This window comes from Microbacterium sp. Root322, assembly GCF_001425645.1.
GTDB classification, from domain to species: Bacteria; Actinomycetota; Actinomycetes; order Actinomycetales; family Microbacteriaceae; genus Microbacterium; species Microbacterium maritypicum.
The window spans coordinates 375,104-401,873 of record NZ_LMCS01000002.1; the positions used below are offsets into that span (position 1 = coordinate 375,104).

The 26,770-nt window shown below is 68.6% G+C and carries 28 protein-coding genes and 2 tRNA genes; 18 read left to right on the forward strand and 12 right to left on the reverse strand.

Annotation, left to right across the window (positions count from 1 at the left end):
* Nucleotides 1-24: 24 nt before the first annotated feature.
* From ASC55_RS06520 to galU, 5 genes are all read right to left on the reverse strand, one after another.
* Nucleotides 25-738, reverse strand: a complete 714-nt coding sequence (locus tag ASC55_RS06520; protein ID WP_031205543.1) for a GntR family transcriptional regulator — start codon at nt 736-738, stop codon at nt 25-27.
* A 143-nt stretch (nt 739-881) separates the two neighbouring features.
* Nucleotides 882-954, reverse strand: a tRNA-Ala gene (locus ASC55_RS06525).
* A gap of 52 nt (nt 955-1,006) precedes the next feature.
* The gene (locus ASC55_RS06530; protein WP_055865100.1) at nt 1,007-1,852 is read right to left on the reverse strand and encodes a hypothetical protein; all 846 of its coding nucleotides are present in this window, start codon (nt 1,850-1,852) and stop codon (nt 1,007-1,009) included.
* Between the two features lie 93 nt (nt 1,853-1,945).
* Nucleotides 1,946-2,557 (reverse strand): GNAT family N-acetyltransferase, encoded by a 612-nt coding sequence (locus ASC55_RS06535; RefSeq protein ID WP_055865109.1) that lies wholly within the window; start codon nt 2,555-2,557, stop codon nt 1,946-1,948.
* 43 nt (nt 2,558-2,600) lie between these two features.
* Nucleotides 2,601-3,488 carry a UTP--glucose-1-phosphate uridylyltransferase GalU gene (galU, locus tag ASC55_RS06540; protein WP_031205546.1) on the reverse strand — a complete coding sequence of 296 codons (888 nt, stop codon included), beginning with the start codon at nt 3,486-3,488 and terminating at the stop codon, nt 2,601-2,603.
* Between the two features lie 41 nt (nt 3,489-3,529).
* On the opposite strand from galU, the gene ASC55_RS06545 reads away from it, so the two are divergent.
* From ASC55_RS06545 to mscL, 3 genes are read left to right on the forward strand one after another with little or no spacing between them, the layout of a single operon-like run.
* On the forward strand, nt 3,530-4,126 hold the full coding sequence (locus tag ASC55_RS06545) for a 5-formyltetrahydrofolate cyclo-ligase (RefSeq protein WP_017828900.1): 597 nt from the start codon (nt 3,530-3,532) through the stop codon (nt 4,124-4,126).
* Nucleotides 4,127-4,140: 14 nt separating this feature from the next.
* Nucleotides 4,141-4,413, forward strand: a complete 273-nt coding sequence (locus tag ASC55_RS06550) for an FmdB family zinc ribbon protein (RefSeq protein ID WP_017828901.1) — start codon at nt 4,141-4,143, stop codon at nt 4,411-4,413.
* Nucleotides 4,414-4,437: 24 nt separating this feature from the next.
* Nucleotides 4,438-4,860, forward strand: a complete 423-nt coding sequence (mscL, locus tag ASC55_RS06555) for a large conductance mechanosensitive channel protein MscL (protein WP_055865112.1) — start codon at nt 4,438-4,440, stop codon at nt 4,858-4,860.
* Nucleotides 4,861-5,146: 286 nt separating this feature from the next.
* Here mscL and ASC55_RS06560 read toward each other — a convergent pair whose 3' ends face one another.
* The gene (locus tag ASC55_RS06560; protein WP_055873825.1) at nt 5,147-8,866 is read right to left on the reverse strand and encodes an ATP-binding protein; all 3,720 of its coding nucleotides are present in this window, start codon (nt 8,864-8,866) and stop codon (nt 5,147-5,149) included.
* A gap of 178 nt (nt 8,867-9,044) precedes the next feature.
* Between ASC55_RS06560 and ASC55_RS06565 the strand changes: the two genes are divergently transcribed.
* The 3 genes from ASC55_RS06565 to ASC55_RS06575 all read left to right on the forward strand — a co-directional run bounded on the left by ASC55_RS06565 (nt 9,045) and on the right by ASC55_RS06575 (nt 10,979).
* Nucleotides 9,045-9,572: a methylated-DNA--[protein]-cysteine S-methyltransferase gene (locus ASC55_RS06565; protein ID WP_055873828.1), complete on the forward strand. Its 528-nt coding sequence runs from the start codon at nt 9,045-9,047 to the stop codon at nt 9,570-9,572.
* Nucleotides 9,573-9,682: 110 nt separating this feature from the next.
* Complete coding sequence (locus ASC55_RS06570) at nt 9,683-10,540, forward strand: LuxR C-terminal-related transcriptional regulator (RefSeq protein WP_017828906.1); 858 nt, start codon at nt 9,683-9,685, stop codon at nt 10,538-10,540.
* A 94-nt stretch (nt 10,541-10,634) separates the two neighbouring features.
* Complete coding sequence (locus tag ASC55_RS06575; protein ID WP_031205549.1) at nt 10,635-10,979, forward strand: histone-like nucleoid-structuring protein Lsr2; 345 nt, start codon at nt 10,635-10,637, stop codon at nt 10,977-10,979.
* A gap of 48 nt (nt 10,980-11,027) precedes the next feature.
* Here the strand turns inward: ASC55_RS06575 and ASC55_RS06580 are convergent, their stop codons facing one another.
* Nucleotides 11,028-11,675, reverse strand: a complete 648-nt coding sequence (locus ASC55_RS06580; RefSeq protein WP_082524256.1) for a MarR family winged helix-turn-helix transcriptional regulator — start codon at nt 11,673-11,675, stop codon at nt 11,028-11,030.
* An 88-nt stretch (nt 11,676-11,763) separates the two neighbouring features.
* Here ASC55_RS06580 and idi point away from each other — a divergent pair, with 88 nt between their 5' ends.
* The 9 genes from idi to ASC55_RS06625 all read left to right on the forward strand — a co-directional run bounded on the left by idi (nt 11,764) and on the right by ASC55_RS06625 (nt 19,772).
* Nucleotides 11,764-12,285 (forward strand): isopentenyl-diphosphate Delta-isomerase, encoded by a 522-nt coding sequence (idi, locus tag ASC55_RS06585; RefSeq protein ID WP_055865130.1) that lies wholly within the window; start codon nt 11,764-11,766, stop codon nt 12,283-12,285.
* A 3-nt stretch (nt 12,286-12,288) separates the two neighbouring features.
* Complete coding sequence (locus tag ASC55_RS06590; RefSeq protein WP_055873831.1) at nt 12,289-13,371, forward strand: polyprenyl synthetase family protein; 1,083 nt, start codon at nt 12,289-12,291, stop codon at nt 13,369-13,371.
* Nucleotides 13,368-14,276, forward strand: a complete 909-nt coding sequence (locus ASC55_RS06595; protein WP_055865136.1) for a phytoene/squalene synthase family protein — start codon at nt 13,368-13,370, stop codon at nt 14,274-14,276. The genes ASC55_RS06590 and ASC55_RS06595 overlap by 4 nt, the downstream gene beginning before the upstream one ends.
* Nucleotides 14,273-15,874 (forward strand): phytoene desaturase family protein, encoded by a 1,602-nt coding sequence (gene crtI / locus ASC55_RS06600; RefSeq protein ID WP_055873834.1) that lies wholly within the window; start codon nt 14,273-14,275, stop codon nt 15,872-15,874. Before ASC55_RS06595 ends, crtI begins: the two co-directional genes overlap by 4 nt.
* Complete coding sequence (locus tag ASC55_RS06605; protein ID WP_055873837.1) at nt 15,874-16,215, forward strand: lycopene cyclase domain-containing protein; 342 nt, start codon at nt 15,874-15,876, stop codon at nt 16,213-16,215. The genes crtI and ASC55_RS06605 overlap by 1 nt, the downstream gene beginning before the upstream one ends.
* A complete protein-coding gene (locus ASC55_RS06610) occupies nt 16,212-16,556 on the forward strand; it encodes a lycopene cyclase domain-containing protein (RefSeq protein WP_055873840.1) in 345 nt (114 codons plus the stop codon). The genes ASC55_RS06605 and ASC55_RS06610 overlap by 4 nt, the downstream gene beginning before the upstream one ends.
* Complete coding sequence (locus tag ASC55_RS06615) at nt 16,553-17,446, forward strand: prenyltransferase (RefSeq protein WP_055873843.1); 894 nt, start codon at nt 16,553-16,555, stop codon at nt 17,444-17,446. Before ASC55_RS06610 ends, ASC55_RS06615 begins: the two co-directional genes overlap by 4 nt.
* Before the next feature lie 26 nt (nt 17,447-17,472).
* Nucleotides 17,473-19,659, forward strand: coding sequence for an MMPL family transporter (locus ASC55_RS06620; RefSeq protein WP_055873846.1), 2,187 nt, complete (start codon nt 17,473-17,475; stop codon nt 19,657-19,659).
* A gap of 40 nt (nt 19,660-19,699) precedes the next feature.
* A tRNA-Arg gene (locus tag ASC55_RS06625) sits at nt 19,700-19,772 on the forward strand.
* Between the two features lie 80 nt (nt 19,773-19,852).
* Here ASC55_RS06625 and ASC55_RS06630 read toward each other — a convergent pair.
* From ASC55_RS06630 to ASC55_RS06640, 3 genes are all read right to left on the reverse strand, one after another.
* Nucleotides 19,853-20,350, reverse strand: a complete 498-nt coding sequence (locus ASC55_RS06630) for an HNH endonuclease (protein WP_029258662.1) — start codon at nt 20,348-20,350, stop codon at nt 19,853-19,855.
* A 309-nt stretch (nt 20,351-20,659) separates the two neighbouring features.
* Complete coding sequence (locus ASC55_RS06635; RefSeq protein WP_055866793.1) at nt 20,660-21,406, reverse strand: M23 family metallopeptidase; 747 nt, start codon at nt 21,404-21,406, stop codon at nt 20,660-20,662.
* 361 nt (nt 21,407-21,767) lie between these two features.
* Entirely contained in the window at nt 21,768-22,469 is a 702-nt protein-coding gene (locus ASC55_RS06640; RefSeq protein ID WP_055865154.1) for a metal-dependent transcriptional regulator, read from the reverse strand.
* Nucleotides 22,470-22,570: 101 nt separating this feature from the next.
* Between ASC55_RS06640 and serC the strand changes: the two genes are divergently transcribed.
* Nucleotides 22,571-23,683, forward strand: a complete 1,113-nt coding sequence (gene serC / locus ASC55_RS06645; protein WP_055865158.1) for a phosphoserine transaminase — start codon at nt 22,571-22,573, stop codon at nt 23,681-23,683.
* Nucleotides 23,684-23,693: 10 nt separating this feature from the next.
* Here the strand turns inward: serC and ASC55_RS06650 are convergent, their stop codons facing one another.
* Nucleotides 23,694-24,272, reverse strand: coding sequence for a DUF3027 domain-containing protein (locus ASC55_RS06650; RefSeq protein WP_055865161.1), 579 nt, complete (start codon nt 24,270-24,272; stop codon nt 23,694-23,696).
* A complete protein-coding gene (locus ASC55_RS06655; RefSeq protein ID WP_017828921.1) occupies nt 24,256-24,636 on the reverse strand; it encodes a cold-shock protein in 381 nt (126 codons plus the stop codon). The genes ASC55_RS06650 and ASC55_RS06655 overlap by 17 nt, the downstream gene beginning before the upstream one ends.
* 118 nt (nt 24,637-24,754) lie before the next feature.
* Here ASC55_RS06655 and ASC55_RS06660 point away from each other — a divergent pair, with 118 nt between their 5' ends.
* Both ASC55_RS06660 and ASC55_RS06665 read left to right on the forward strand, forming a co-directional pair.
* Nucleotides 24,755-25,030, forward strand: coding sequence for a hypothetical protein (locus tag ASC55_RS06660; protein WP_017828922.1), 276 nt, complete (start codon nt 24,755-24,757; stop codon nt 25,028-25,030).
* Nucleotides 25,031-25,040: 10 nt separating this feature from the next.
* On the forward strand, nt 25,041-26,750 hold the full coding sequence (locus tag ASC55_RS06665) for a helicase-associated domain-containing protein (RefSeq protein ID WP_055873849.1): 1,710 nt from the start codon (nt 25,041-25,043) through the stop codon (nt 26,748-26,750).
* Nucleotides 26,751-26,770: the final 20 nt, after the last annotated feature.

The window sequence follows — 26,770 nt, forward strand, 5'->3', positions numbered from 1 at the left end:
GGGCGCGTGCCGTCAGCCCGGGCTTCAGTCCTCACCCGGAAGCGCGGCGGCACCGAAGGCCTGCGCCTCGAACGAGATCGTGTGCGGGACGTAGCGGTCTTCGGCGCATTCGACGGGGCGGCCGTTCGCTGCGAAGGTCTCCCGTCGCACCTGCAGGAGCGGACTGGACCTGCGCACCCCGAGCAGACGCGCATCCTCGGTGGCTGCGGCCACCGCCTCGATCCTGTGGTTCCCCGACGACACCACGATTCCGGCATCCGCGAGCACCCGTGTCGTGGAGACGACGTCGTCGGGGACGCCAGTCACATGCGGCACCACCCAGGGCGCCCAGGTCGATCGCTCCACCATCACGGCACGCTGGTCGAGGGTCCGGACCCGGGTGAAGGTCAGGACGTCCGCATCCGTCCGAATAGCCAGCAGACGCGCCTCCCGCGCCGTGGCCTTCCTCGTCGCACGTGCCACGATGAGACCGCCGGGTGCGCGCCCGCGACCGCGGGCCCACTGCGTGAACGACCGCATCCGGTCGAATCCCTGCGGCTGGCTGGGCTGCACGAACCATCCGGAGCCCCGGTGCGACTCGACCAGGCCTTGCCGCGCCAGGGTGGCGAGCACGGTGCGGATCGTGCGTCGAGAGACGCCGTGGAGGGCGGCCAACTCCATCTCGCTGGGAAGTCCTGCTCCCCCGGCGTAGGTTCCGTCGAGGATCTGCCCCCGCAGACGGGCCAGCACCTCACTCATCGGAACGCATGCGAGCGCATCACGGCGTTGTCGAGCGGAACGCTCCCGGGTTGCGACGGCACAGCTCACTCTAACGCCCGTGCGCCGTCACGCAGGAGATGACTGAAGCCCCCGGGCATGTGCCTGGGGGCTTCAGTGTTCGGTGGACCTAAGGGGATTCGAACCCCTGACCTCCTCGATGCGAACGAGGCGCGCTACCAACTGCGCCATAGGCCCGTGAACGACATCTACGCTATCACGACGGAGAAGCTGTTCGTGCCGCGGACGGTCATCCGGCGGCGCGGCGCGAGAGCATCTCGCGCACGTGCGCTTCGATCTCGGCGTCGTCGACGAAGCCCATCCGCGCATACGGCGATGAGGCCGCAGGCAGGGCCACCGGGGCCTCGGGCGCCATCTGCTCGGCACGCTCGCGCAGAGCAGCGACCCTGGCTGCCTTGCGACGCTGCTCCTGCGCCTCCAGCTGGGCCTGCGCGGCCTGTGCGCGGGATCCCGCCACCGAGACCAGGGGCTCCGGCAGCGGCCGCGGCGTCCACGTCGCCCGTCCCTGATCGTGCAGCTCCGGCGCGACGCGAGGAGCGGCGGGAGCGGAGACGACGTGCGTCGCTCGCGCGACCCGGCCGGCCACGGCGGCCATTCGCTGCAGCGCGACACCGGCGACGACGATCGCGGCACCGCCGAGCCAGAGCAGCAGCGCGCTTCCCGCGGCCAGCAGCTGCCACACACCGAGGCCGGCGAGCACGAGCCCGACGAGGAGAGTGCTGGTCGCCGCGACACGCACACGTCGACGCGCGCGCGCACGACGGATCACGGGATCGGCTCGGGTGGCGGCGAGTTCTTCACGGAGCGCCTCGAGCTCGGCGGCCTCGCGTTCGGACTGCACGCGCTTGGCCAGCTTCTGCTGCGCGAGCGCGGTGCGCGCATTCAACTCGAAGCGCACCTCACCGGGGGTCTCGCTCGTCTCGGCGAGCACGCGCAGGGCTTGGTTCAGCCGCACGGCGTTGCGTTCGGCGGCGTTGTACTGGAAGCGGCCCCGCCACGAAGGCAGCAGATAGAGCATCCAGAGCAGCACGGAGACGAGTACGATCACTCCCCCGCTCAGCACCGGCCCATCCATACCGTCCACGCTAAGGGTTGCGAGCGGGCAGCGCCGTACACACGGGCGCGTGTCGCGGCGAGTCCGTGCGGATCCGCCGCCGGAGCACCCGTTTCAGTGCGAGATGCGGTCCGAGGGCGGCACCGTCGCAGCATCGGGCGGCACCTGGCCGCTGAGCCAGCGCGCGAGCACGCCCTGGGGCACGTCTTCCCTGGTCAGAGCGAACGCGTAGTGGTCGCGCCAGTCGCCGTCGATGTGGATGTAGCGACGACGCAGTCCCTCGTAGCGGAACCCCAGCTTCTGCACGATGCGCAGACTCGCGTCGTTCTCCGGGCGGATGCAGATCTCCATCCGGTGGAGCCCGTACTCGGTGAAACACGCATCGGTGGCCATCGCGACCGCCGTCGGGGTGATTCCCCGACCGGCGAACCGCTCGCTCACCCAGTACCCGATCGTGGCCGAGCACAGGGACCCGCGCGAGACTCCCCACACGTTGAGCTGCCCTGCGATCTCGCCGTCGTACTCCATGACGAACGGGTAGCCCGAGCCGTCGCGATACTGCTGGAGCAGCCGTCGGATGCTGAGCCTCATGTCGAACGACACCGAGCCGTACGGGACCGTCGCCTCCCACGGCTGGAGCCACGACCTGTTGGCGAGCAGCTCATGCTGCAGTGGTCTCGCATCCTTGGCACGGACGAGCCGCAGTTCTATGGGTCCGTGTCGCATTCCCGCCGCCAGATCCATGCCGCACCGACGCCCGCAGAGTCGCCTACAGGCGTTCCGCGAACTCCTTGAGCCAGGGGCGCAGCTCGGGACCGAGGTCGTCCCGGTCTGCCGCGAGCTGCACGATCGCCTTGATGTAGTCGACGCGGTCGCCCGTGTCGTAGCGGCGTCCGCCGAAGATGACGCCGACGACGCCGGGGCCGTCGGGATCGGTCGCGAGCACCTGCAGCGCGTCGGTGAGCTGGATCTCGCCGCCCTTGCCCGGCTCGGTGTGCTCGAGGATGTCGAACACCGAGGCCGGAAGCACGTAGCGGCCGATGACGGCCAGGTTCGACGGTGCGTCTTCCTGGGCGGGCTTCTCGACGAGTCCGGTGACGCGGACGGCGTCGGATCCTTCGAGCGGCTCGACCGCGGCTGCACCGTACATGTGGATGTTGGCGGGGTCGACCTCCATGAGCGCGATCACCGCGGCGCCGGAGCGCTCGTGCTCGGCGATCATGTCGGTCAGCAGCGCGTCGCGCTCGTCGATGAGGTCGTCTCCGAGGAGCACGGCGAAGGAGCTGTCACCGACGTGGGTGCGTGCACGAAGGACCGCGTGTCCGAGCCCCTTCGGCTCTCCCTGGCGCACGAAGTGGATGTCGGCGAGGTCGCTCGACTTCATCACACGCTCGAGACGCCCGGTGTCGCCCTTCTCCATGAGCCTGACCTCGAGCTCCGGCACGGAGTCGAAGTGGTTGGAGATGGCGTTCTTGTTGCGGCCGATGATGACGAGGATGTCGTCGATGCCGGCGTTGGCCGCCTCTTCGACGACGTATTGGATCGCCGGCTTGTCGACGACGGGGAGCATCTCTTTCGGCATCGCCTTCGTCGCAGGGAGGAATCTCGTACCCAGGCCTGCTGCGGGAATGACGGCTTTGATCTTGTGGTCAGCCATCTTGCCAGCCTAGTGGTGAGCGCCGACGTAGACTCGGAGCCATGTCGAACGACGTCGAACATGCGAAGCGCGCACTCCGCGCCGAACTCCGCGAACGACGCCAGCTCCTCTCCGACACGCAGCGCGAAGCCGCCGCCACGGCCATCGGCGAACGCCTCGACGCCCTGGTCGACGAGCTCGGCGCCCGATCCATCTCGTGCTTCCTCTCCACCACCACCGAGCCGGGCACCCGCGAGTTCGTGACCAGGGCCGTGCGCCGCGGCATCCGCGTGCTCCTGCCCGTCACCCGCGCCGACGGGCTGCTGGACTGGGCTGTCGCCACCGATGACGACGAGGTCACCGAGGGACTCTTCGGCCTGCCCGAGCCCACCGGCGAGGTGCTGGGCCCGATCGCGGTGAACGACGTGGACCTGATGATCGTCCCCGCCGCGGCGGTCGATCGCACCGGCATGCGCATGGGGTGGGGACGCGGCTACTTCGACAAGACGATCGGCTCGATGGAGAAGTGCCCTCCCGTCTATGCCGTGATCTATGATTCCGAGGTACTCGACGAACTTCCGCGAGAGGTGCACGACCAGCCGGTGAACGGCGTCGTCACCCCGTCGCAGACCCTCACCCTGTCGCCACGCCGGCGCTGATCGCAAGGACCCCCATGCCCACCTACGCCTATGCCTGCACCGCGTGCGGACACACTTTCGACGCCGTGCAGAGCTTCGCCGACGACGCTCTCACCGTGTGCCCCGAGTGCGGTGGCGCGCTGCGCAAGCAGTACGGCTCGATCGGTGTGACCTTCAACGGCTCCGGCTTCTATCGCACGGACTCGCGCGCGAAATCCGGGGCTTCGAAGGATGGTTCGGCATCATCGAAGACGGAATCGACGACGAGCGCCAAACCGGCGGCTGCGTCGACTCCGGCCTCTTCCTGAGGCCCCGATCTGTTGGGGGATCCCATGCTCAAAGGTTTCAAGGACTTCCTGCTGCGCGGCAACGTCATCGACCTGGCCGTCGCTGTCGTCATCGGCACCGCATTCACCGCGATCGTCACGGCTGTCGTCAACAGCATCATCAATCCGCTCATCGCACTCTTCCTGAAGGCGGATGCGACAGGCCAGTTCGGCATCCAGGTCCCGAACATCTACGGAGAGATGGTGACGTTCCCGATCGGCGACCTGATCTCGGCGATCATCAGCTTCCTCGCCGTCGCCGCCGTCGTCTACTTCGTCTTCGTGCTGCCGATGAACACCTTCAAGGCCCGTGTCGAGGCTCGCAAGGGCACGCCGGCCGAGGAGCCCGAGGAGGAGCCGGCCGCATCGACCGAGTCCGAGCTGCTCGTCGAGATCCGCGATCTGCTCAAGGCACAGCGCGGGGCCTGAGAGCTTCCACTCGCACGACGAGACGCACGGTTCCTCTTCGGAGGGGCCGTGCGTTTCTCGTCCGCGGGCGCAGACCGAGACTCACGCTCAATAGTGCGGCGGCACGTCCCGCATCAGCTGATCGTCGTTCGGACCCCTGGCGCCCTTCGGCCGTGTCGGCGGAGGCGATACCTGGGCGGGGCCGGACTCCGGTTCGGGATCGCTTCCCGGCACCGGTGTGAGACGCGCACGTCGGGAGCCGGATACCCGCACGACGCGCTGGCGCGGTTCGGGGGTGTCGGGCTCGTCAGTCATTCCGGGGGTCGACGATGTTGATCGGCTGCGTGTCGTTCTCGGCACGCGGGGCGGAATCCGAGATGCCGAGCACCGCAGCGATCCGCGTCGCGACAGTCGCGGGGTCGCTGTAGAGATCGAAGGCGTGCACCCGCACGTAATGCCAGCCGAGGCGACGCAGCACATGCGGTCGCAGACGCAGGGTCTCCCGCAGCGATTCTCCTCGCGACTCCGGGTCGGACTCGATCACGACCGCCTTGCCGCCGTGCTGCGCGACCAGCGGGAGCAACCCGCGATAGTCGACATCCACCGAGGCTCCGAGCCGCCGCAGCTCCCGCGCGAGGGCGAGCGTGAGCGGATCGGCGAGATCCTCCAGGCGGGCATCCCTGCTGCGCGCGGCCAGTCCGCCGAGGATCGACATCAGGGTCGCCGCTCCGTGCTCCAGGCGTCCGTCGTCGAAGGACGAGGGGCGGATCGACGACACGAGCACCATCGACCGGCGTGCCCTGGTCATCCCGACCGTGAGAAGCCGCTCTCCGTCGGGAGTGGAGAGATCACCGAAGTCGCTCAGGACGCGGCCGTGCTTGGTGAGCCCGAAACCGAGCGAGAAGATCACGCGGTCGCGGCTCTCGGCGACCGACTCCTCGAGGGTCAGCACCGCGAAGGGTTCGACCGTGTCGCGCCCGACGAAGTCCGCCACATCCGAGCGTCCGGCGAACGCCGAGGTGACGGCCGCGCGCACGCGCTCGGCGTGACGGGCGCTCGCGGTCACGACCATGAGGGACTCAGCCGGACGGTGCACGGCGTGCTCGACCACGAGGGTCACGACCCTGGCGACCTCGGCATCCGGACTCTCGACCGCGCCGGAGATCGGATCGGGCGTTCCCGTCCCGCCCTCCACGTAGTCGACCGTGAGGCTGCCACGACCGAGGTACGAACCCGCCCAGGGAAGGGAGACGATCTCGCCGCCGTAGAACGCGTCGTTGATCAGCTCCGCGAGGTCCTCACCACCGGCACGATAGCTGCGGGTCAGGGTCATCACCGGCAGGAGCTCGGAAAGACGCTCGAAAGCCGAGACGTCGTCGAACGGCACCTCGGGCTCCCACGACTCCTCAGGATCCACCGCAATGCGGAAGGGAGTGGGGCGCTGCGTCACCGGGTCGCCGAACGCGACGATCTGGCGCGCGCGACGGATCGCCGGGGCGGCCTCCGCGAGGTTGATCGCTGCGGCGTCGACCAGAATCACGGTGTCGAACTCCACAGAGTCCGGAATCTCCGGGACGAGGTACGGCGACGAGATCCAGACCGGTGCGAGCACATCGACCAGGGTGGGCGCGGCACTGACGACCTGCGCGGTCGTGGTCGCTGACTGCGTCAGCGCACGGCGCAGGTGCTGCGACTGCTGAGGCTCGTCGACGATCGCGATCCGCCACTGGTTGGCCAACTGCCATGCGAGCAGCGGTCCGGCCATGGCGGCATGGGCCTCATCGACCAGGCGGAAGTCCCGCTCGAGGCGGTCGACGACAGCGGTGTTCGCGCCGAGCAGCGCGCGGTTGTCCTGCAGGGCACGCTCGAGGAGGGACTGCCACCAGGCGAATTCGAGCTCCTCCCCCACCTGGGACTCCGCGACATGGCGCACCGAGAGCTCGGCGAGCAGGGGCTCCAGCCCGAGAAGGGCGAGCCGATCGCGCAGCTGAGCGCGCTCGACGAGGTTCTCGAAGACATCGGACTTCGCAGCGAGCCCCGCGAGGGTGCGGACGAGTCGCGCGACCGGGAGCGAGGCCAACGGTTCGCGGCGCCCCAGTGCGACATCGAGCTCGCTGAGTTCAGCCTCGACCCGCTGCCAGGCCGCGTACACATCGGCGAGACCGAGGGGAATCTCCGGCGCGACGCCGGCTTCGACGAAGCGCTGCCACTGCGTGCGCTGCGCCTGGATCCGCAGAAGCGCCTCGTGCATCTCGGTGACATGCACGCCGGGGCGCACGTACTCCTTGGCCAAGCGTCGCAACCGCCGCCTGTTCGCACCCGACAGACCAGGGGCATCGCGACGCGAACCGTGCGCCTGGATGAGCTCACCCAGCGGACGCTCGAACACGGTCGGGCTGAAGCGGTCGAGGGAGTCGCGGATGCCCTGCAGCAGCCGCAGGTACTCGCCCAGCTCATCGATGGTCGCGAACGGGCGCATGTGCGTCTGGGCGATCAGCTCGTAGCCGCGCTCGAGGAGGGCCGGCACGCTGTCGGAGTGCAGGCGACCGGCGAGCTCATGAGCCGCACGAGCCGCTTCGGTGCTGGAGAAGGTCACCCCGTACCAGGGCGAGTCGTTCGGGCCGAAGCGGAACTCTCCGAGACGGGCGGCCTGCGCGAGAGCCTCGGCGGCTTCGCTGCGATCCGCGGCGAGACGACGCAGCGCATCGGGGCCCAGTCGAGCCGTGGTCGACGGCGGCACCGGGAGCGATGCCAGCCGCGTCAGTTGCCTGGTCGCATCGAGCACGGAGGCGTTCAGCCCGGCCACCGGCGCACTGAGCGCCTGGCGGTAGTCGCGAAGGACCGTGCGCAGGCGCACGAGCGCGTCGTCGACCTCGCTGACCTTGGGCGCCGTGGCCTTCTCGTTGCGTCCGATCGCCCTGACCAGGTCGCGCCGCACGCTCGCCGGCGAGATCGCCAGGCTGTCGAGCCCGATCCCGGCGAGTCGATGGCGCACGCCGTCCAGCGTGGAGCGACGGGCGGACACGACCAGTACCCGCTTGCCGCCGCGCACCAGCTCCCCGAGCGCGTTGATGACGGTCTGCGTCCCCCCGGTACCCGGAAGAGTGGCCACGGTGAGGGAGTGCCCTGCAGCGATACGGGCGAGCACCGCCTCCTGCTCCGCGTCGGCATCGAGGAGGAGGTTGTCGGATGCCGGAGCGCGATCGTCCGGGCCGATGTGATGAGGGGTGGCGCGCGGGGCGGTGACCTGCTCGCGGTCGCCGACGTGGCCGGCGAGCGCGTTCAGAACCTGATGGTCGAGGCTGCCGCCGTCGCGCGACATCACCCCAGACACGTCGGCGAACGTCGAGACGACCAGGCGCGGCTCGACCGAGAAGGTGTCGATCGAGCGGGTCAGCGCGCGCAGACTGTCGATCACGGGCTGCGGCTTGAAGATGCCGCCGTCGTAGGCCAGCGCGGCGAGGGCTGCGGCATCGATCGTGAGGCCGAAGTGGTCACGCGCGATCCGCACGAGTTCCGGGTTCACCTCGAAGGTCCCCTGGAGCTTCAACTCGAAATCGGAGTGGTGGCGGCGGATGGCCAGCGGGCGCAGCAGCACGGGCGCGGCGAAACCCGCGCCGCCGATGCGCCACCGTGCGACACCGACCGCGAGATGCACCGCTTCGATGCCGCGGACCGTGCGCAGCTCGGTGTTCTTCGCCGTGATCCGCTCGGCGGCCAGTCGTGCTGTGCGCAGTCCGACCTCATCACGGAAGAGGTTCGACAGCAGCGTCGACTTCCCGGTGATGAACTGCGGCAGGCTGCCAGGGTGCGCCTTGGAGATGTCGATACCGGACTCCGGGGTGTCGCGGAAGCTGACCAGCGGCGAGGGGCCGCCGAGATCGGCCGCTTCGGCCCTCAGACGCGTGCGCTCGGCCTCGGCCGCGTGCGCGATGTCGATGCCCGTCGTGGTCCCGTGCAGGTCGCCGATCGGCACAGCAGGGTCCACCGCTGTGTCGTCCGCAGACTTGCCTTCACGTCGCCACACACTGACACCCTAGGCGCGTGACCCGCGGAGGCGCGGTATCCCGGGCGGGTTTCCGCCGAATTCCGCCGTCCGAGAGGCAACCTGCACTCCTCCTGCCCGGTGTGGTCGCCGCTCGCGTTCTCCACCCGGAGCGGCCGGCGCAGGACTCCGAGTCGGATCGGGCGGTCAGGATGGGGGCATGACCTTCCGCTACGACTTCGCGCCGACACCGTTCGGCGATGCTCTCGCGGTGTTCTCCGACGAGGGCATCGTGCGCTTCGACCTCTCCGAATCCGAAGACCCGCGCGTGCCCTGGCTGCTCGAAGGCGTCTCCCGGCAGCTGAGTGCGGTGCCCGAGCCCGACCCCGGTGCCGCCGACGAGCTCGCACACCTGCTCGCCGAGTACTTCGACGGCGAACCGGTGCGCTTCGAGGAGCACATCCGGCTCGACTGGCGACTCGTCGACGGGTTCGCCCTGACCGCGCTGCAGACGATCTGCGACATCGGGTGGGGAGAGACGATGAGCTACGGAGAGGTCGCGGTGCTCGCCGGGCACCCCGGTGCGGCGCGCGCCGTGGGAACGGCGTGCCGCATCACCCCGTTCTCGATCATCGTGCCGGTGCATCGCGTCGTGCGCTCCGATGGGAGCGCTGGTCAGTACGGAGCGCACCCCGAACGCAAGCGGTTCCTGCTCGACCTCGAGGCGAGCAGAGCCGCCGGCCGCTGATCTCGTGGGCCCGGCGTGTAGGCCGCCGGGCCCACGCGCATCTCGACGTGAGTGATATCGTCGACGCTACGAAACGGGGAACTGCGTCGTCACCCCGGAAGTAGGTAGTCGTGTCCTCACCCGTCACCCGCGAATCCGAGGCGGATCTCATCGCCAATGCGGTGCGCGAGCTTGCCAGGCGCACGCGCTTCCCGGTCGCTTTCGGCGGCCTCATCGAAGAAGGCGTCGTGAGCGTCACCAGCATCGTCGGTGCGCGCACCCGATCACTGGACGGTCTGCGCGTGCGGCCGGAACGTGGACTCGGCGGACGGGCGATGATGGAGCTGCGCCCCAGGATGACGAGCGACTACGGGTCTTCGCAGCAGATCACGCACGACTACGACGTCTTCGTGCTGGGTGAGGGACTGCGCACTCTTCTCGCCCTTCCGATCGTCGTCCAGGGTCGTTCTCGCGGCGTGCTCTACGCAGGAGGCTGGGATGAGGAGCGGGTCGGCGGGGTGACCACCGCTCCCGCTATGCAGGTCGCGCAGTCCGTCGCCGACGAACTGCGCATCCGCGACGAGGTGCAGCGACGGATGCAGGAGGCGCCCCTCGGCGTCGACAGCGTCGCACCGGCGCACCGGGAGGAACTGCGTCAGAGCTTCGCAGAACTTCGCAGCATCGCCGCCTCTGTCGACGACGTCGATATCCGCGCGAGGATCGCGCACGTCGAACGCCGACTCATGACGCTCGCGGGAAGCACATCCGCGCCGGCGACAGGCCCCATCCCCACGGTCCGCCTCTCCCCCCGCGAGACCGATGTGCTCGCGTGCGCGGCGCTCGGTTCGACGAACGCGGAGATCGCCGCGCAGCTCGGCCTGCGCGAAGGCACGATCAAGGCGTACCTCGGAACCGCGATGTCGAAGCTCGATGCTTCCACGCGTCATGCGGCTGTCACCAGAGCGCGGCGTGCGGGACTTCTTCCCTGACCACAGGGAATTGATTTATTGCTTCGCGTGAATTCCATTGCGCTAATGATTGTTCCGACTTGTCGCATTTCGTCCTGACGGGTAAAGTCCCCGTATGGCAAGACGAATTGTGCATCAGCTGGTAGACGACATCGATGGCAGCGTCCTGGAGGTCGGCGAGGGCGAGACTGTACATTTCTCGCTCAACGGCGCCGCTTATGAGATCGACTTGAACTCCGCGCACGCCGATGAATTGCGCAAGGCCCTCGAGCCTTACGTGACTGCGGGGCGAAAGGCCGGCTCCTCGAGCGCTCCTCGCACCTCCGCGGCTCGGAAGCGGCCCGCGCGCAACCCCGAGGTCGCAGCCATCCGCGCCTGGGCGAACGAGAATGGGCACAAGCTCTCCGAGCGCGGTCGCATTCCCGCACAGGTCGTGGACGCATACAACGCCGCACACTGACCTCGGTCGCAATTAAGCAGCACTTCCGCCTGCACCGGCAGGCGGGTATTAAGCGCCTCCCTGCAACCAGGGTTCGTCGCGGAGCGTGATCTCTTCTGTCATATCCATGAGGAATCGGATCACGACTTCCCTTTCGGCAGGCGCGAGTCGGGCGGCAGAATAGAAGCGCTTCGCCTGCTGCCGTCCGACGGTTTCCATCGCGGCATGACGCGTCTGCGCGGTGATGTTGATCTGCAGCGCCCTGCGATCCGTCGGGTGCGGGGAACGCGTGATGTGCCCTCCCTGTTCCAGACGGTCGAGAAGCTTGGTCGTCGCCGCGGTCGAGACCCCCAGGTGATGCGCGATCCCTCCGGGCGTCGCCACCAGGTTCCGGTTCGCGCACACGATCAGATAGTGCAGCGCGCGCATGTCGGTCTCGTTCAGGCGCATGTATCGACGCGATGCCTGGGAGAGCGTCTGCTCCGCCTCGCGCAGTCCGGCGAGCGCCTCCATGACCCTCGAGATCTGCTTGAGCTCCTCCGGCGAGACGCCGGTCCGGTCGATCAGGACACTGCGAGGATCGCTCGCCTCGACGTCGTAGATGGCCGAATGGGTCAGCCCATCCGGGGCCGCCTCGGATGACCGCGATCCTTCGCCTGCGACGGGGAGCGAATCCTGCGCGCCCGCGTGCGGGGTGGTGCCGGGCTCCGTGTCCATGCGATCATGTTACACACCAACAGTTTCATGCTAAGTTGACTACTCACCAAGTTAGCTAAATGGAGAAGCTTCAGAACAGGGAGATGCCATGGACGACGTGACCCTCCTCGCGGAAGACGGGACAGCCATCGGCACCCTTCCCAAGAGCGAAGTTCATACCCACGACACTCCCCTGCACCTCGCCTTCTCGTGCTACGTCCTCGACCGCGAAGGACGACTGCTGCTGACGCGCCGAGCACTCTCGAAGAAGACCTGGCCCGGTGTCTGGACGAACAGCTTCTGCGGGCATCCTCGGCCCGACGAGGCGATGTCAGATGCCGTGCGTCGACACGGCGCCGGCGAGCTCGGCCTGCAGCTCTCCGAGATCCGGATGATCCTCCCCGATTACCGCTACCGCGCGGTGGATGCCAGCGGAATCGTCGAGAACGAGATCTGCCCCGTGCACGTCGCGGTCTTCGACGGCGAACCCGCCGCCAACCCCGACGAGGTGTCCGAATGGACGTGGGTCGCCGTCGGTCCGCTCGTCGAGGCCGTCACGCATGCGCCCTTCGCCTTCAGTCCCTGGCTGGTCGAGCAGCTCCCGCTGCTGCGGCGGCTCGGCGAGGTGTGAGAGATGAGCACGACGACGACGGAAGAATCGCTGGGGACACGGATCGAGCAGGCCCTGCGACACCGCTTCTCCGAGCGGAGCGCCGCCGCCGAACAGTACGGGAGCGAGTTCGTCAGACTGTGGCAGGCGGCTGAGGAGCACGCTCTCGGCGGAAAGCTCATCCGCCCGCGTCTGCTCCTAGACCTCGCGCGTGCTTTGGCACCCGCCCCTCTGACCGCCGACGAGATGCGCTCCGCCATCGATGTCGCGGCCCATGTCGAGCTCCTCCACTTCGCCTTCCTCCTGCACGACGACGTCATCGACGGCGATCTGATGCGGCGGCGGCGCCCCAATCTGATCGGTGCGCTCGTCGCAGGACGCCCGGCGGGCCCGACCGAACCCGCCCTCCACTGGGCGCGCTCGAGCGCGATCCTCCTCGGAGACCTGCTGCTGTCGTCGGCGGTGCTGGGATTCGCGCGGGCGGGCGTCACGGACGAGGCCCGCGAGCGTCTGCTCGGCCTGCTCGAGGAGACGATCTTCGAGACCGTCGCCGGTGAGCACGCCGATGTGGCACTCAGCGACGGCATCATCACCCCCGATCTGCGGACGATACTCTCCACGAGCGCGTACAAGACCTCGACGTACTCCTTCGTGCTCCCGCTGCGGGCGGCCGCGGTGCTCGTCGGCTCGTCGACCGCGGCAGAAGATCACCTCGCCGTGATCGGCCGGCACCTCGGCCTCGCCTATCAGCTGCAGGACGATCTGCTCTCCGTGTTCGGCGACCCCGATGAGCACGGCAAGGACCCGTTCTCCGATCTGCGGGAGGGCAAGGAGACCGCGATCATCGCCTACGCGCGTATGACCAGCCAGTGGGACGGGATCGAGCTGCACTTCGGCAGAGCCGACCTCAGCCCCACGGACGGAGCAGCTGCCCGCGATCGGCTACGCGAATGCGGCTCGGAGAGCTTCGTGCGAGGCCTGGTGCGGGAGCACCTCGAGTCGGCGGACGCCGCACTGCGCGAGGCGGAGGCCGCCGGGCTGCTCCCGGCAGCGGCCGGGGATGCCATCCGCGCACTCGCGTCCCGTGTCGGAAGCCGCAGCCGATGACCGCGAACTCGGCCGGCCACAGGGACGACACCGCCCTTCGTCGCTTCAACCGCACGGCGGAGATCGCGACGACCGATGTGATCCGCACCTATTCGACGTCGTTCGGGCTCGCCACCCGTCTTCTCGGAAAGCGCCATCGCCAGCACGTACGCAACATCTATGCCATGGTGCGCATCGCCGATGAGATCGTCGACGGCGTGGCCGCCGAGGCAGGGCTGGACGTCGCCGCGCAATCGGCCGCCCTCGATTCCTACATCGCCGAGACTCATCGATCGATGCGCAGCGGCTACAGCAGCGACCTGATCCTGCATGCGTTCGCGCGTACCGCACGGGAGTGCGGGATCGGCGAGGACCTGACACAGCCGTTCTTCGATTCGATGCGCGCGGACATCGAGGAGGACGCCGGCTTCGCCGCCTACGACATCGACGCCCATGCGGCGTACGTCTACGGCTCCGCCGAGGTCGTGGGTCTCATGTGTCTGCAGGTCTTCCTGCGCGGGGTCGAGCGCACGCCCGAAGAGCTCGAGACCCTGCGCCACGGTGCACGCCAGCTCGGTGCGGCGTTCCAGAACGTGAACTTCCTCCGAGACCTCGCAGACGACACCGACCGACTCCACCGCGGCTACCTCGGTGGGACCGCGCGTCTGACGGATGCCGATCGCGACGCATGGGTTGCGACCGTGTTCCGGCAGCTGTCCGACGCCCGCGACACGATCCCGCTGCTGCCGAAGGACGCCCGTGCGGCGGTGCGCAGCGCCCTGGCTCTGTTCGCCGCGCTCACCCGACGTGTGTCCCAGACACCTGCCGACGTCCTCTACCGACGCCGCGTGCGCGTTCCCGATCCGATCAAGGCCGCACTCGCCACCCGCGCCGTCCTCACCACCGCGATGGAGCGCGACCGATGAGCCGGGTCGTGGTCATCGGTGCAGGAGTCGCCGGTCTCGCGACAGCGGGCCTGCTCGCTCGGGACGGGCACGAGGTGGTCGTGCTCGAGAAGAACGACCGCGTCGGCGGACGCGCGGGGACGATCGAGCGCGACGGCTTCCGCTTCGACTCCGGCCCCTCGTGGTACCTCATGCCCGAGGTCTTCGACCACTTCTTCGCGATGATGGGCACCTCGACCGCGGAGCAGCTCGACCTCATCCGCCTCGACCCCGGCTACCGGGTGTTCCGCGCCCCGGACGCGACGGATGCCGACCGCTCCCCCGTGACGGTGCCGGCCGGACGCGAGCAGGTCACCCGGCTCTTCGAAGAACTGGAGCCCGGCTCCACAGCGGAGCTCGACTCCTACCTCGACTCCGCGCAGCATGCCGGAGCGATGGCGCAGAAGTACTTCCTCTACAACCCGTTCACCCGCATGCGCTCGCTCCTCGCACCGGAGGTGCTCCGGGCGCTGCCTCGCCTCGCCACCCTGCTCGGAACGCGGCTGCAGTCCTTCGCTGCCCGACGCTTCACGCACCCCGTGGTGCGCCAGATCCTCGGCTACCCCGCGGTGTTCCTCGGAACCGACCCCCGAAGCGCGCCGGCGATGTACCACCTCATGAGCGCGCTCGATCTCGACCAGGGCGTCAGCTATCCGCAGGGCGGTTTCTGGCGTGTGATCGAGCGGATCGAAGCGCTGGCCCTCGACGCGGGGGTACGGATCATCACCGAGGCGAACGTCACCGGAATCCGCACGCAGGACGGCGCCGATGGCACCCGTGTGACGGGTGTCGGCTGGGTCGACGGCGCCGGCTCCTCGCACATCGAGAGCGCCGATGTGGTGGTCTCCGCGGCCGATCTTCACCACACCGAGACCACTCTGCTCCCGCCCTCGCTGCAGACCTACCCCGAGTCGTGGTGGGCGCGACGCACCAGCGGACCGGGCGGCGTGCTCGTGATGCTCGGCGTGCGCGGCGCGCTCCCCGAGCTCCCGCACCACTCCCTGTTCTTCACCGACGACTGGGACGCGAACTTCGACGCGATCTTCGGGGCCTCCCCGACCGTGCCGGACCCGGCGTCGATCTACGTGTGCCGCCCCAGTGCCACGGACCCCGAGGTCGCGCCCGCCGATCATGAGAACCTGTTCGTGCTGATCCCGGTACCCGCGGACGTCGATCTCGGACACGGTGGAACCGACGGAGAGGGATCACCCGCGATCGAACGCGCAGCGGACGCGGCGATCGATCAGGTCGCGACCTGGGCCGGGATCCCCGATCTCCGCGACCGCATCGTGGTGCGCGAGACGAAGGGTCCCGCCGACTTCCGCGACGACTACCACTCCTGGCACGGCGGCATGCTGGGGCCCGCGCACATCCTCTCGCAGAGCGCGATGTTCCGTGCTCAGAACACGTCGAAGCGCGTGCAGGGTCTGTTCTACGCGGGTGCCACCACCGCGCCGGGTGTCGGTGTCCCGATGTGCCTGATCAGTGCGGAGATCGTCCTCAAGCGCATCCGCGGCGATCACTCCCCCGGTCCGCTCCCCGTCCCCCGCACCTCACCTGCGGGGACAGAGGCGTCCTGATGGGCGTGGTGTACCTGGCGGCCCTTCTCCTGTCGCTGGGCTGCATGCTGCTGCTGGACTGGCGATTTCGACTCTTCTTCTGGCGCGATGCGGTATCGGCTGCGGTGGTGACGGCCGTCGGTCTCGTCTTCTTCCTGATCTGGGATGTCGCCGGCATCGCCAACGGGATCTTCTTCCGGGGCGACGGCATGATCGCGACGGGATTGGTGCTCGCGCCGGAGCTGCCCCTCGAGGAACCGATCTTCCTGCTGTTCCTCGTGGTGTGCACCATGATCATCTACACCGGAGCAGAACGGGTGCTGACACGGCGCCGCAAGCAGGCGGAAGGCGGCGGGTCATGACCTATATCCAGCTCTCCGCGTGCTTCGTCGCCGTCGCCGTCCTCGGCGGCATCGGGCTCGCGTTCGCATCCCGCGGAAAGGGCCCGCGACCGCTCGCCGTCGTGCTGACCGTGATCGTGCTGTTCCTGCTCACCGCGGCCTTCGACACCGCGATGATCGCAAGCGGCCTCTTCCACTACGCGCAGGACCCGCTGCTCGGGGTGCACATCGGACTGGCTCCCATCGAGGACTTCGCGTACCCCCTGGCGGGCGCGCTGCTCCTTCCGGCCCTGTGGACGGCGATGCGCGCCCGGCGGCGAGTGCAGGATCGTCGAACGCTCGAACAGGAGGAACGACGATGAGCACTGCCGCAGCCCCGTCGAACAGCATCGGACGCGACATCGCCCAGATCGTGCTGTCGTCGCGTCCGATCAGCTGGATCAACACGGCCTTCCCGTTCGCCGCCGCGTATCTGCTCAGCACACGCGAGATCGATCTGACGCTGGTGATCGGCACGCTGTACTTCCTCATCCCCTACAACCTCGCGATGTACGGGATCAACGACGTCTTCGACTACGCCTCCGACCTCGCGAACCCCCGCAAGGGCGGGATCGAGGGGGCCCTCCTCGCACCCCGCATGCACCGGACGACGCTCTGGGCGGCGGCGGTGACGAACATCCCCTTCCTCGTCTACCTCGTGATCGTCGGGAATCCGGCGTCCTGGCTCTGGCTGGCGGTCAGCGTGTTCGCCGTGATCGCGTACTCCGCCCCCGTCCTGCGCTTCAAAGAGCGCCCGTTCCTCGATTCCATCACCTCGAGCACGCACTTCGTGAGTCCTGCCATCGTCGGCCTCGCCCTCGCCGGGGTCCCGGCGACCGCCGCCACGGTCATCACGCTCAGCGCCTTCTTCCTCTGGGGCATGGCCGCACACGCCTTCGGTGCCGTGCAGGACATCGGGCCCGATCGGGAGGCCGGGATCTCGTCGATCGCCACCGTCATCGGAGCGCGCGCGACCGTACGCCTGTCCCTCTCCCTGTGGGTGATCGCGGGCGCAGCCATGCTGCTGACGCCCTGGCCGGGCCCGCTCGCCGCGGCCCTGGCTCTGCCCTACGTCGTGAACGCGGCTCGGTGGTGGAACGTGACCGATGAGACCTCCGGCTCCACGAACCGCGCCTGGCGACGTTTCATCGCCCTGAACTACTTCGCCGGTTTCCTCGCCACGATGATCCTCATCCTCGCGTGGATCTCCTGACCCGCAGCACACCCGAAAGGAACCCGATGTCCCGCCGCGAACCGACGCCGACCCCGTCCACGAGGGAGCGTTCACGACGACACTCCTGGGTGCGCGTCTTCCTCCCCGTGGCCCTGATCCTCGTGTGGCTGGTGGGCGCATCGCTCGGCGGCCCCCTTTTCGGCAAGGTCGACGAGGTCTCCTCCAACGAGCAGACCACCTACCTCCCCGAGTCCGCGGATGCGACCCAGGTGCAGAAGCTGCTGGGCGAGTTCAACGACAGCGACTCGATCCCGGCCATCGCCGTGTTCACCTCCGACGAGAAGCTCACCGCTGCCGAGCTCGACGCGATCTCCGGTGCCGTCGCGGACGCGCCGAAGGTCGAGGGCGTCGGCGAAGACGTCTCTCCCGCACTCCCCTCGGATGACGGCCGCGCGGTGCAGGCCTTCATCCCGATCGACTCCGACGCCGAGCTCGCGGACGCGACGAGCGCTCTCGGGGAAGAGCTGCGCGCTGCGGTCCCTGACGGGATCACGGTCTACATCACGGGACCAGCGGGGTTCAGTGCCGACCTGGTGGCAGGCTTCGCCGGTATCGACGGCCTACTCCTGGGCGTCGCGCTCCTCGCCGTGCTGGTCATCCTGGTGCTGGTGTATCGCTCGTTCCTCCTCCCGTTGGTCGTGCTGTCCACCAGCCTCTTCGCGCTCTGCGTCGCGCTGCTCGTGGTGTGGTGGCTCGCGAAGTTCGAGATCCTGCTGCTCAGCGGCCAGACGCAGGGAATCCTCTTCATCCTGGTGATCGGCGCTGCCACCGACTACGCCCTGCTGCTGGTCGCGCGCTTCCGAGAAGAGCTGCGCGTCTCACAGGACAAGGGCACCGCGATCATGGCGGCGTGGAAGGGCTCGGTCGAGCCGATCGTCGCATCGGGCGGCACGGTGATCGCAGGGCTCCTGTGCCTGCTGCTCAGCGATCTGAAATCCAACAGCACGCTCGGGCCGGTCGCGGCGATCGGCATCGTGTTCGCGATGCTCTCCGCCCTGACGCTGCTGCCGTCACTGCTGCTGCTCTTCGGACGCGCCGTCTTCTGGCCGCGACGCCCGCGCTTCGAGCCGGAGGTCGTCGCCGCAGAGCACGGCATGCGCACCACGGGTCTGTGGGCGCGACTCGCCGGCTTCATCAAGCGCCGTCCGCGCGTGATCTGGATCGTGACCACGCTCGTCCTGCTCGCGGGAGCGGCGGGAGTCACCCAGCTCGATGTGGACGGCGTGCCGCAGTCCGACCTGGTCCTCGGTGCATCGGAAGCGCGCGACGGCCAGGTGGCGCTCGGCGAGCACTTCCCCGGCGGATCCGGCAGTCCGGTCTACGTCGTCGTCGCCGAGGACCAGCTGCAGGACGCCGCTGACATCCTGCTCGCGAACGACGGCGTCGACGCGGTCTCCGTGACCTCCGCCGAATCCCCGAGCGGCTCGGCCCCTGTGACCGCAGACGGGATCACGGCAGTGGGCCCTCCCGGAACGCCGGTCCCCGAGCCGACCACGGTGAAGGGCGACGTGCTCCTGCAGGGCACTCTGACCGATGCGGCGGACTCCGAGGCCGCAGCCTCCACGGTGCGCGAGCTTCGCGGCGAACTCGACGGCGTGGATGCCCTGGTGGGAGGAGTCACGGCGACCTCGATCGACACCAACGACGCCTCGATCCACGACCGGAACCTCATCATTCCCGTCATCCTCGTGGTGATCATGTTCATCCTGATGCTGCTGTTGCGCTCGGTCCTCGCGCCCGTGCTGCTGATCCTCACCACGGTGCTGTCCTTCGGCACGGCGATGGGGGTGTCGGCGCTCGTCTTCAACGGCATCTTCGCCTTCCCCGGTGCCGATCCCGCAGTTCCTCTCTTCGGTTTCGTCTTCCTCGTCGCGCTCGGCATCGACTACAACATCTTCCTGATGACGCGAGTGCGCGAGGAGTCGAAGGCGCATGGGACGCGGGAGGGCATCCTGCGTGGTCTCTCGATCACCGGCGGCGTGATCACCTCGGCGGGTCTCGTGCTCGCCGCGACCTTCGCCGCGCTGTCGGTGATCCCGATCCTGTTCCTGGTGCAACTCGCCTTCATCGTCGCCTTCGGTGTGCTCCTGGACACCTTCGTCGTGCGTTCGCTGCTGGTCCCGGCGCTGACCTACGACATCGGCAAGGCGATCTGGTGGCCGTCGAAGCTGTGGCGGCGCGGGAAGGACTGAGACGTGGCGGCGTGCATCCGGTCCCTTAGACTGGATGCACGCCCACGTAGCTCAGGGGATAGAGCAGCCCTCTCCTAAAGGGCAGGTCGCAGGTTCGAATCCTGTCGCGGGCACGACGTCGAAGAGAAGAGGGGCCGCCCGAAAGGGTGGCCCCTCTTCGTCGTCTCAGGGCCTCGTCAGCGGGTCCGCGGCGTCAGGCGGCCAGAGCGAGGTACGGCTCCCATCGCGGGTCGCTGCGTTCGGTTCCGCGCACGGTCCAGGCGGTGCCGTGCGGCGGTCGAGGGGTGAAGCGCAGCTGCCAGCGCATCTCCTGCGGCGTGCGATCACTCTTGACGTTGTTGCAGCGCAGGCAGCACGCGACGAGGTTCTCCCAGGAGTCCGCTCCCCCGCGCGAGCGCGGCAGCACGTGATCGATCGTCGATGCCGCCTTCCCGCAGTATCCGCAGCGGTGGTTGTCGCGGCGGAGCACACCGCGCCGGGTTACCGGCACACGCCTGCTCGTCGGGACCCGCACGTAACGGGCCAGGATGATGACCGCCGGGCGATCGTAGACGCCGTGCGTGCCCCAGACGGGGTCTTCCTCGACCCGTTCGATCACGGTCGCCTTGTCGTTCATCACCAGCACCAGGGCTCGTTTGAACGACACGATCGCCAGCGGCTCGTATCCGGCATTCAGGACCAGTGTGCGCATTCGTCATCCTCTCGATCCGCCGGGACGGCTTCCCGGCACTCTCGACTCACACGAGGTCGTGCAGGAGGCAGATCGATCGCGAGGACGAAAAAAGGCGCCGTCTAGAGACAGCGCCTTTCGCGCACGGCAACGCCGTGGCATCCCTGCGGGCTATGCAGAAGGACGTGACGACCGAGGGCATCCATGGTTCGGATGCTCGGTATTCGCTCCATCAGCCTCTCCCACCTGTACGACAACGGGATCAGGCTAACCCATCGCGCTGGGTGCAGGGCGAAACAGCGGGTGAATGGAGTGAGGCGTGTCCGGAAATCAGCCGGCGTTGACCGAGAGCCAGGACATGGGCTCCACGAGTCCGCCGTTGATCCAGACCTCGAAGTGGAGGTGGTTGGCGGTCGAGCGGCCGGTGCTGCCGACGTAGCCGATCAGCTGCCCGGCGGAGACCGTCTGCCCCACCTGCACCTGACGCGAGCCGTAGATCATGTGGCCGTAGGTGGTCTGCACACGCTGCCCACCGACGACACTGTCGAGCATCACGGCAACGCCGTAGCCGCCGATGCTCTCTGCGGAAGCACGGACGACGCCGGCGGCGGCCGCATAGATCGGCGTACCGGCCGGGGCGAGCATGTCGGCGCCGTTGTGCCCACCGCCCACCGTGCGGCTGACGTTCCACGAACCCATGGGAAGCGGATAGCGCACCTCACCGGAACCCGGCGAGGTGAGCGCGTAGCCCGCGGTGTTGAAGCGGGAGGAGGCGGTCCCTGCGGTGGAAGCAGCGGCGGCTGCACGTGCTGCGGCCGCCTCTTCCGCCTTCTTCTTCTCGATCTCCTCGGGGGTGGTCGCGCTGAAGGTGCCGCGAGCGAGGGGTGCCGCAGTGGCCTGCGAAGCGACGACGAGAGACTGCGCGTCGACGGCCGCGAGCTGCTGAACAGTCGTCGGCGCGGCTTCGCTCGGCTTCGTCGAGGCGAAGGCGGGCAGCGCGATTCCGGCGACCAGTGCACCGACGGCTCCGAAGATGGCGATGGATCGGAGTGGCTTGACGGCCTTGCGAGCACTCATGCGCGCACCGGATCGGCGGGCGGGTACTCGGTCTTCAGATGTCTTCTTCGCGGGCGGTTCGATGTCTGCGGCCAAAACTTGGTCCTCCTGGGCCCTCGCGCTGTTCGGGTCAGCGCTGGCTCGTCGGCACTCTGCTCTCGTGGCACGAATGTAGCTCGGGTACTTTGTGCGTTCCTGCCGTGAAGACGACGAGCCTGGAAGGCAATCTTCGCGGGTTCATCTCCAGCGGGCTTCTTCGCTGGCGACCTGTCCGAGGTTACCGGAAGATAACGATCATGTCACCCCGGGAATCTGACAATCACCGCAGAAGCCTCCGGCGCCCCGCCGCTGCGCTGGCGACGGTCCCGGATTTCTCGCGGGATCAGGCCGGTTCGCCAACCAGGAAGATGTGCGATGCCAGCTCCACCGGGAGCTCGAGCCCCTCGTCTTTGCCGTCCATCTGGATGAGCACGTAGCCCTCGCTGAAGCGGAAGTCTCCGTGGGCGCCGGGAACGACACCCGCGTCACGCAACTGCTCGAGCAGCTCGGGATCGACCTGAGCCGGCTCGGCGAGACGACGGACCGTGCCCTCGACGGGTGCACCCGCGGCGTTCAGACGCTGCACGAGTCCGATGACGCCCTCGTCGAACGTGCGCGCGGGAACGTCTCCGAGCTGGTCGAGTCCGGGGATCGGATTGCCGTACGGCGACTCGGTGGGATGTCCGAGCAGCTCTACGAGGCGGCGTTCGACCTGCTCGCTCATGACGTGCTCCCAGCGGCAGGCCTCTTCATGCACGAACGCCCAGTCGAGTCCGATGACGTCGGACAGCAGACGCTCGGCGAGCCGATGCTTGCGCATGACGTTGACGGCCTTGTTGCGCCCCGCGTCTGTGAGCTCGAGAGTGCGATCCTCGGAGACGATGACGAGACCGTCGCGCTCCATGCGGCCGACGGTCTGCGACACGGTCGGACCGGAGTGGCCGAGACGTTCGGAGATGCGCGCGCGCAGCGGCACGATGTTCTCCTCCTCGAGTTCGAGGATGGTGCGGAGATACATCTCCGTGGTGTCGATCAGGTCGGTCATGTGCAGGCCCTCCGAGGTTCTTAGGCAAGCCTACATTCCCCGGCGGACATCGGACTCTCGAGCGGTCCTGCGACAGGTCGAGCGCCCCCTAGAATCGACCCATGGCGATCGAGATTCCCCGTGACCTCCTGCCCATCGACGGCCGCTTCGGCTGCGGTCCCTCGAAAGTGCGCCCTGCGCAGCTCGAGGCACTGGTCTCTTCGGGGTCGACGATCCTGGGGACATCGCATCGTCAGGCGCCGGTGAAGAACCTCGTCGGCAGCGTCCGCGAGCAGCTCGCCGCCCTGTTCCGCATTCCCGAGGGATACGAGATCATCCTCGGCAACGGCGGATCGACCGCGTTCTGGGACGCGGCAGCCTTCGGCCTCATCGAACGCCGCAGCCAGAACCTCGTGTTCGGCGAGTTCGGCGGCAAGTTCGCTGCCTCCGCCGCCGCCCCTTGGCTCGAGGCACCCGACGTGCGCAAGGCCGAGCCCGGCTCGCTGACCGTCGCCGAGGTCGTGGAAGGCGTCGACGTGTACGCCTGGCCGCACAACGAGACCTCGACCGGCGTCGCCGCACCGATCCAGCGCATCGCCGTCGATGGCGCACTGACCGTCATCGACGCCACGAGCGCGGCGGGAGGTATCGACTTCGATGCCGCACAGGCCGACGTGTACTACTTCGCACCGCAGAAGAACCTCGGCTCCGACGGTGGCCTGTGGTTCGCCGCGGTCTCGCCGGCCGCGATCGAGCGCATCGATCGCATCGCCGCGTCGGGTCGCTACATCCCCGAGTTCCTGAGCCTGAAGAACGCGGTCGACAACTCGCGGCTCAACCAGACGTTGAACACCCCGGCACTGACGACCCTGCACCTGCTCGACAGCCAGCTGCGCTGGATCCTCGACAACGGCGGCCTCGCCTGGGCGGCGGCGCGCACCGCCGAGTCGTCCTCAGTTCTGTACGACTGGGCCGAGGCCTCCTCCGTCGCGACGCCGTTCGTCACGGAAGCCGCACACCGCTCACCCGTGGTCGCCACAATCGACTTCGACGACAGCATCGATGCCGCGGCGATCGCGAAGACGCTCCGCGCGAACGGGATCGTCGACACGGAGCCCTATCGCAAGCTCGGGCGCAACCAGCTGCGCGTGGCCACGTTCGTCTCGATCGAGCCGGATGACGTGCGTCAGCTGACCCGATCGATCGAGTACGTGCTGGAGAACCTGGGCGCCTGAGCGCCTGGAGTCACTCCTCCTCGTCGACCTCGCCGGCGTCCTCATCGAGGGCGTCGGCGTCGTCGTCTTCCGACTCTTCGTCTTCGGCGGCGCCGTCGTCGAGTTCGTCGATGTCCACGCCGTCCAGATCGCCGGCGTGCAGGATGTCCGCTTCGCCGTCGTCGAGGTCGTCGTCATCGAGGTCGTCGTCGTCGAGACCATCGTCGGCCAACGCATCGTCGCCGATCGCCACGTCGCCGCCGGCAGCAGCGGCCGCCTCGGCGAGCTCGACCTGATGGGCGCGGTACTCGGCCAGCCTCTCGGCCCAGGGGACCCACTCCGGCGCGAGCAGCGCGCCGTCGCCGGGCAGGAGTTCGATCTCGAGGACCGTAGGCTCCTCGCCCTCGACGCGGGCGACGGTCACGGTCCAGAACCACCCCGGGTAGCCGGGGAGTCGGTTCTGGAAGCGCAGCGAGACCGAGCCGTCTTCCTCGGCGAGGTATCCGGCGGCGGGGCCGACAGTGGACGCCGGGGTGATCTCGGCCAGCGCGGCCAGCGCGAGGTCGTGGGCGGCGATGAGACGCGCGTCGGCGTCAGGCGTCGAGGTCATCAGCGACCTTGCGCAGGACGGCCGCGATCTTGCGGCCCTGTCCGGAAGAGGGGTAGCGCCCGCGGCGCAGATCCCCGCCGATGCCGTCGAGGAGCTTCACGAGATCCTCGACGATGATGGCCATATCGTCTGCAGGCTTGCGCTTGGCCTTCGAGAGGCTGGGCGGTGCCTCGAGCACACGCACGGACAGCGCCTGGAGTCCGCGCTTGCCGTCGGCGACGCCGAACTCCACGCGTGCACCGGCCTTCACCGCGGTGCCGGTGGGCATCGCGGAGGCGTGCAGGAAGACGTCCTGGCCGTCATCGCTGGCGATGAAGCCGAAACCCTTGTCTTCGTCGTAGAACCTGACCTTGCCGGTGGGCATGGGAGAACCTCGCTGAGATCGATATGCAGAACAGTGGACGCGCTCGTGCGCGTGCCCCCAGCCTACCGGTCGTGGCGCTCGCGCAGCCGAAGGCCTCAGTGCGAGTAGGCTGAGGCGGATGAGCACGCAGAATTCCGAACCGGAGGTTCCCATCCGCCGGCTGGATCGTATCCTGGCGTTCACCGCGCTCGGAATCGCCGCGGCGTCCGTGGTGTGCTTCTTCGCGATCATCATCGGCACCGCGCTCGGGATGGACCAGGCCGCGTTCGGCGAGGGCATCTGGCCCGTCGTCGCCGCGATCCCCTACTGGGGGCTGCCGGTCGCCTTCCTCATGATCATCACGCTCCTGACCATGAGCTTCATCCGGAAGGGACGCGCGTCTTCGCGTTCCTGAGGCATCGGCCATGAGCACTCACGCGCGACCGCTGGCGGATTGGCTGGCGGCAGCGAGCGATGACGACCTCCGCCACCTCTTCCGCGCACGGGGCGTGCGAGCGGATGCGCCGTGGCAGGACTTCTTCGATGCCGCTGAGGCACTGCTCGATCCGGCATCGCTGACGCGTGTGCTCCCCACGCTCACGGCATCCGAGGCGAGCGCGCTGGTCTCCGCCGCCTCCGGAAAGGACGCCGGACGCGAGACGGAGCAACTGAAAGCGCTCGCGCTGCTCCGTCCCGACGGCACGCCCTATCCCCCGGTGGTCGCCGCGATCGCCGGGCGCACCGCCTCCGGACCGCCCGCCGAAGCACCGGCACCGGCCTCGTCCGAGGCTGCCGCAGCGCACGCGGCCGAGCGCGCCTTCACGACCGTGGCCGTGCTCGCCGACCTTCTGATGATCGCGAGGGAGAGCCCGTTCGCCCTGCTCACGGGCGGTGGCGTCAGCGCCGGCGAGAAGCGTCAGCTCACCGAAGCCGGCGTCCCCGCCGAGATCGTCGACACCCTCGCCGCCATCGCGCTCCAGTCCGGGCTCGCCGTCTCCGCAGACCGGCGGCTGCGATCGAGCCAGTCGGCGGAGGACTGGCTGCGCTCGTCCGCTGCCGATCGATGGGCGGTACTTGCGACCGCGTTCCGCGACGCGCTGCCACGCGGAGTCCGCTCCGAGACCGGCGGATGGATCCCGCCCGAGGTGTGGCCGTTCGCACACCCGTGGGATCCCGCCTGGGCCGAGCGTTCGCGCACCCTGCAGGAAGCGGCTTCGCTGCTCGGTCTGATCGCCGAGGACGCAACCGAGCCCGAGTGGGCCGTGAGCCTGCGTCGCGGGGATGCCGCCGACCCGGAAGCTCTCGTGCGCCTGCTGCCGACCGAGGTCGACCGCATCTTCTTGCAGAACGATCTGACGGCGATCGCACCGGGTCCGCTGGAGCCGGCGCTCGACGTACGACTGCGCACGATCGCGGCCCGGGAGTCCGCAGCCCAGGCGTCGTCCTACCGCTTCACCTCCGAGTCGGTGGCGCACGCGTTCGTCGCAGGCGAGACCGAGCAGTCGATCCTCGATTTCCTCTCCTCCGTCTCCCTCACGGGTCTCCCTCAGCCCCTCAGCTACCTGATCGCCCAGACCGCCCAGCGACACGGACTGGTCCGCGTCTCGACCGATGACGAGACCGGCCGCACGCGGATCGAGAGCTCCGACTCGCACCTCATCCAGGCGATGGCGGTGGATCAGTCCCTGCGCCCGCTCGCCCTCACCGCGCACCTCGACGCCCTGACCACCCGCGTCGGCCGGGACACGGTGTACTGGGCGCTCACCGATGCGCGATATCCGGCGACGCTCGTCGGCCCCGACGGCGCCCTGCTCGTCCGCGAGCGGCATCCGGCGCCCCCGTCGTCGGCATCGACCGGGGACTCGATCGACCTGATGCCGCTCATCACCCGGTTGCGCTCGCATCAGGGACCGGATGCCGATGCGGCGTGGCTCGACCGTGAGCTCGAGGCTGCCGTGCGCGCGAAGTCCGTCCTCCAGGTCACGGTCGGGATGCCGGACGGATCGACCAGGGAACTCCTCCTGGAAGCGACAGGGATCGGCGGCGGCAGACTCCGCGGACGAGACCGGGCGGCCGACGTGGAGCGGACCCTCCCGGTGTCGAGCATCCTCACAGCGACGATCGTCGCGCCGTAGGGCCCTGCACCTGTCTCGAC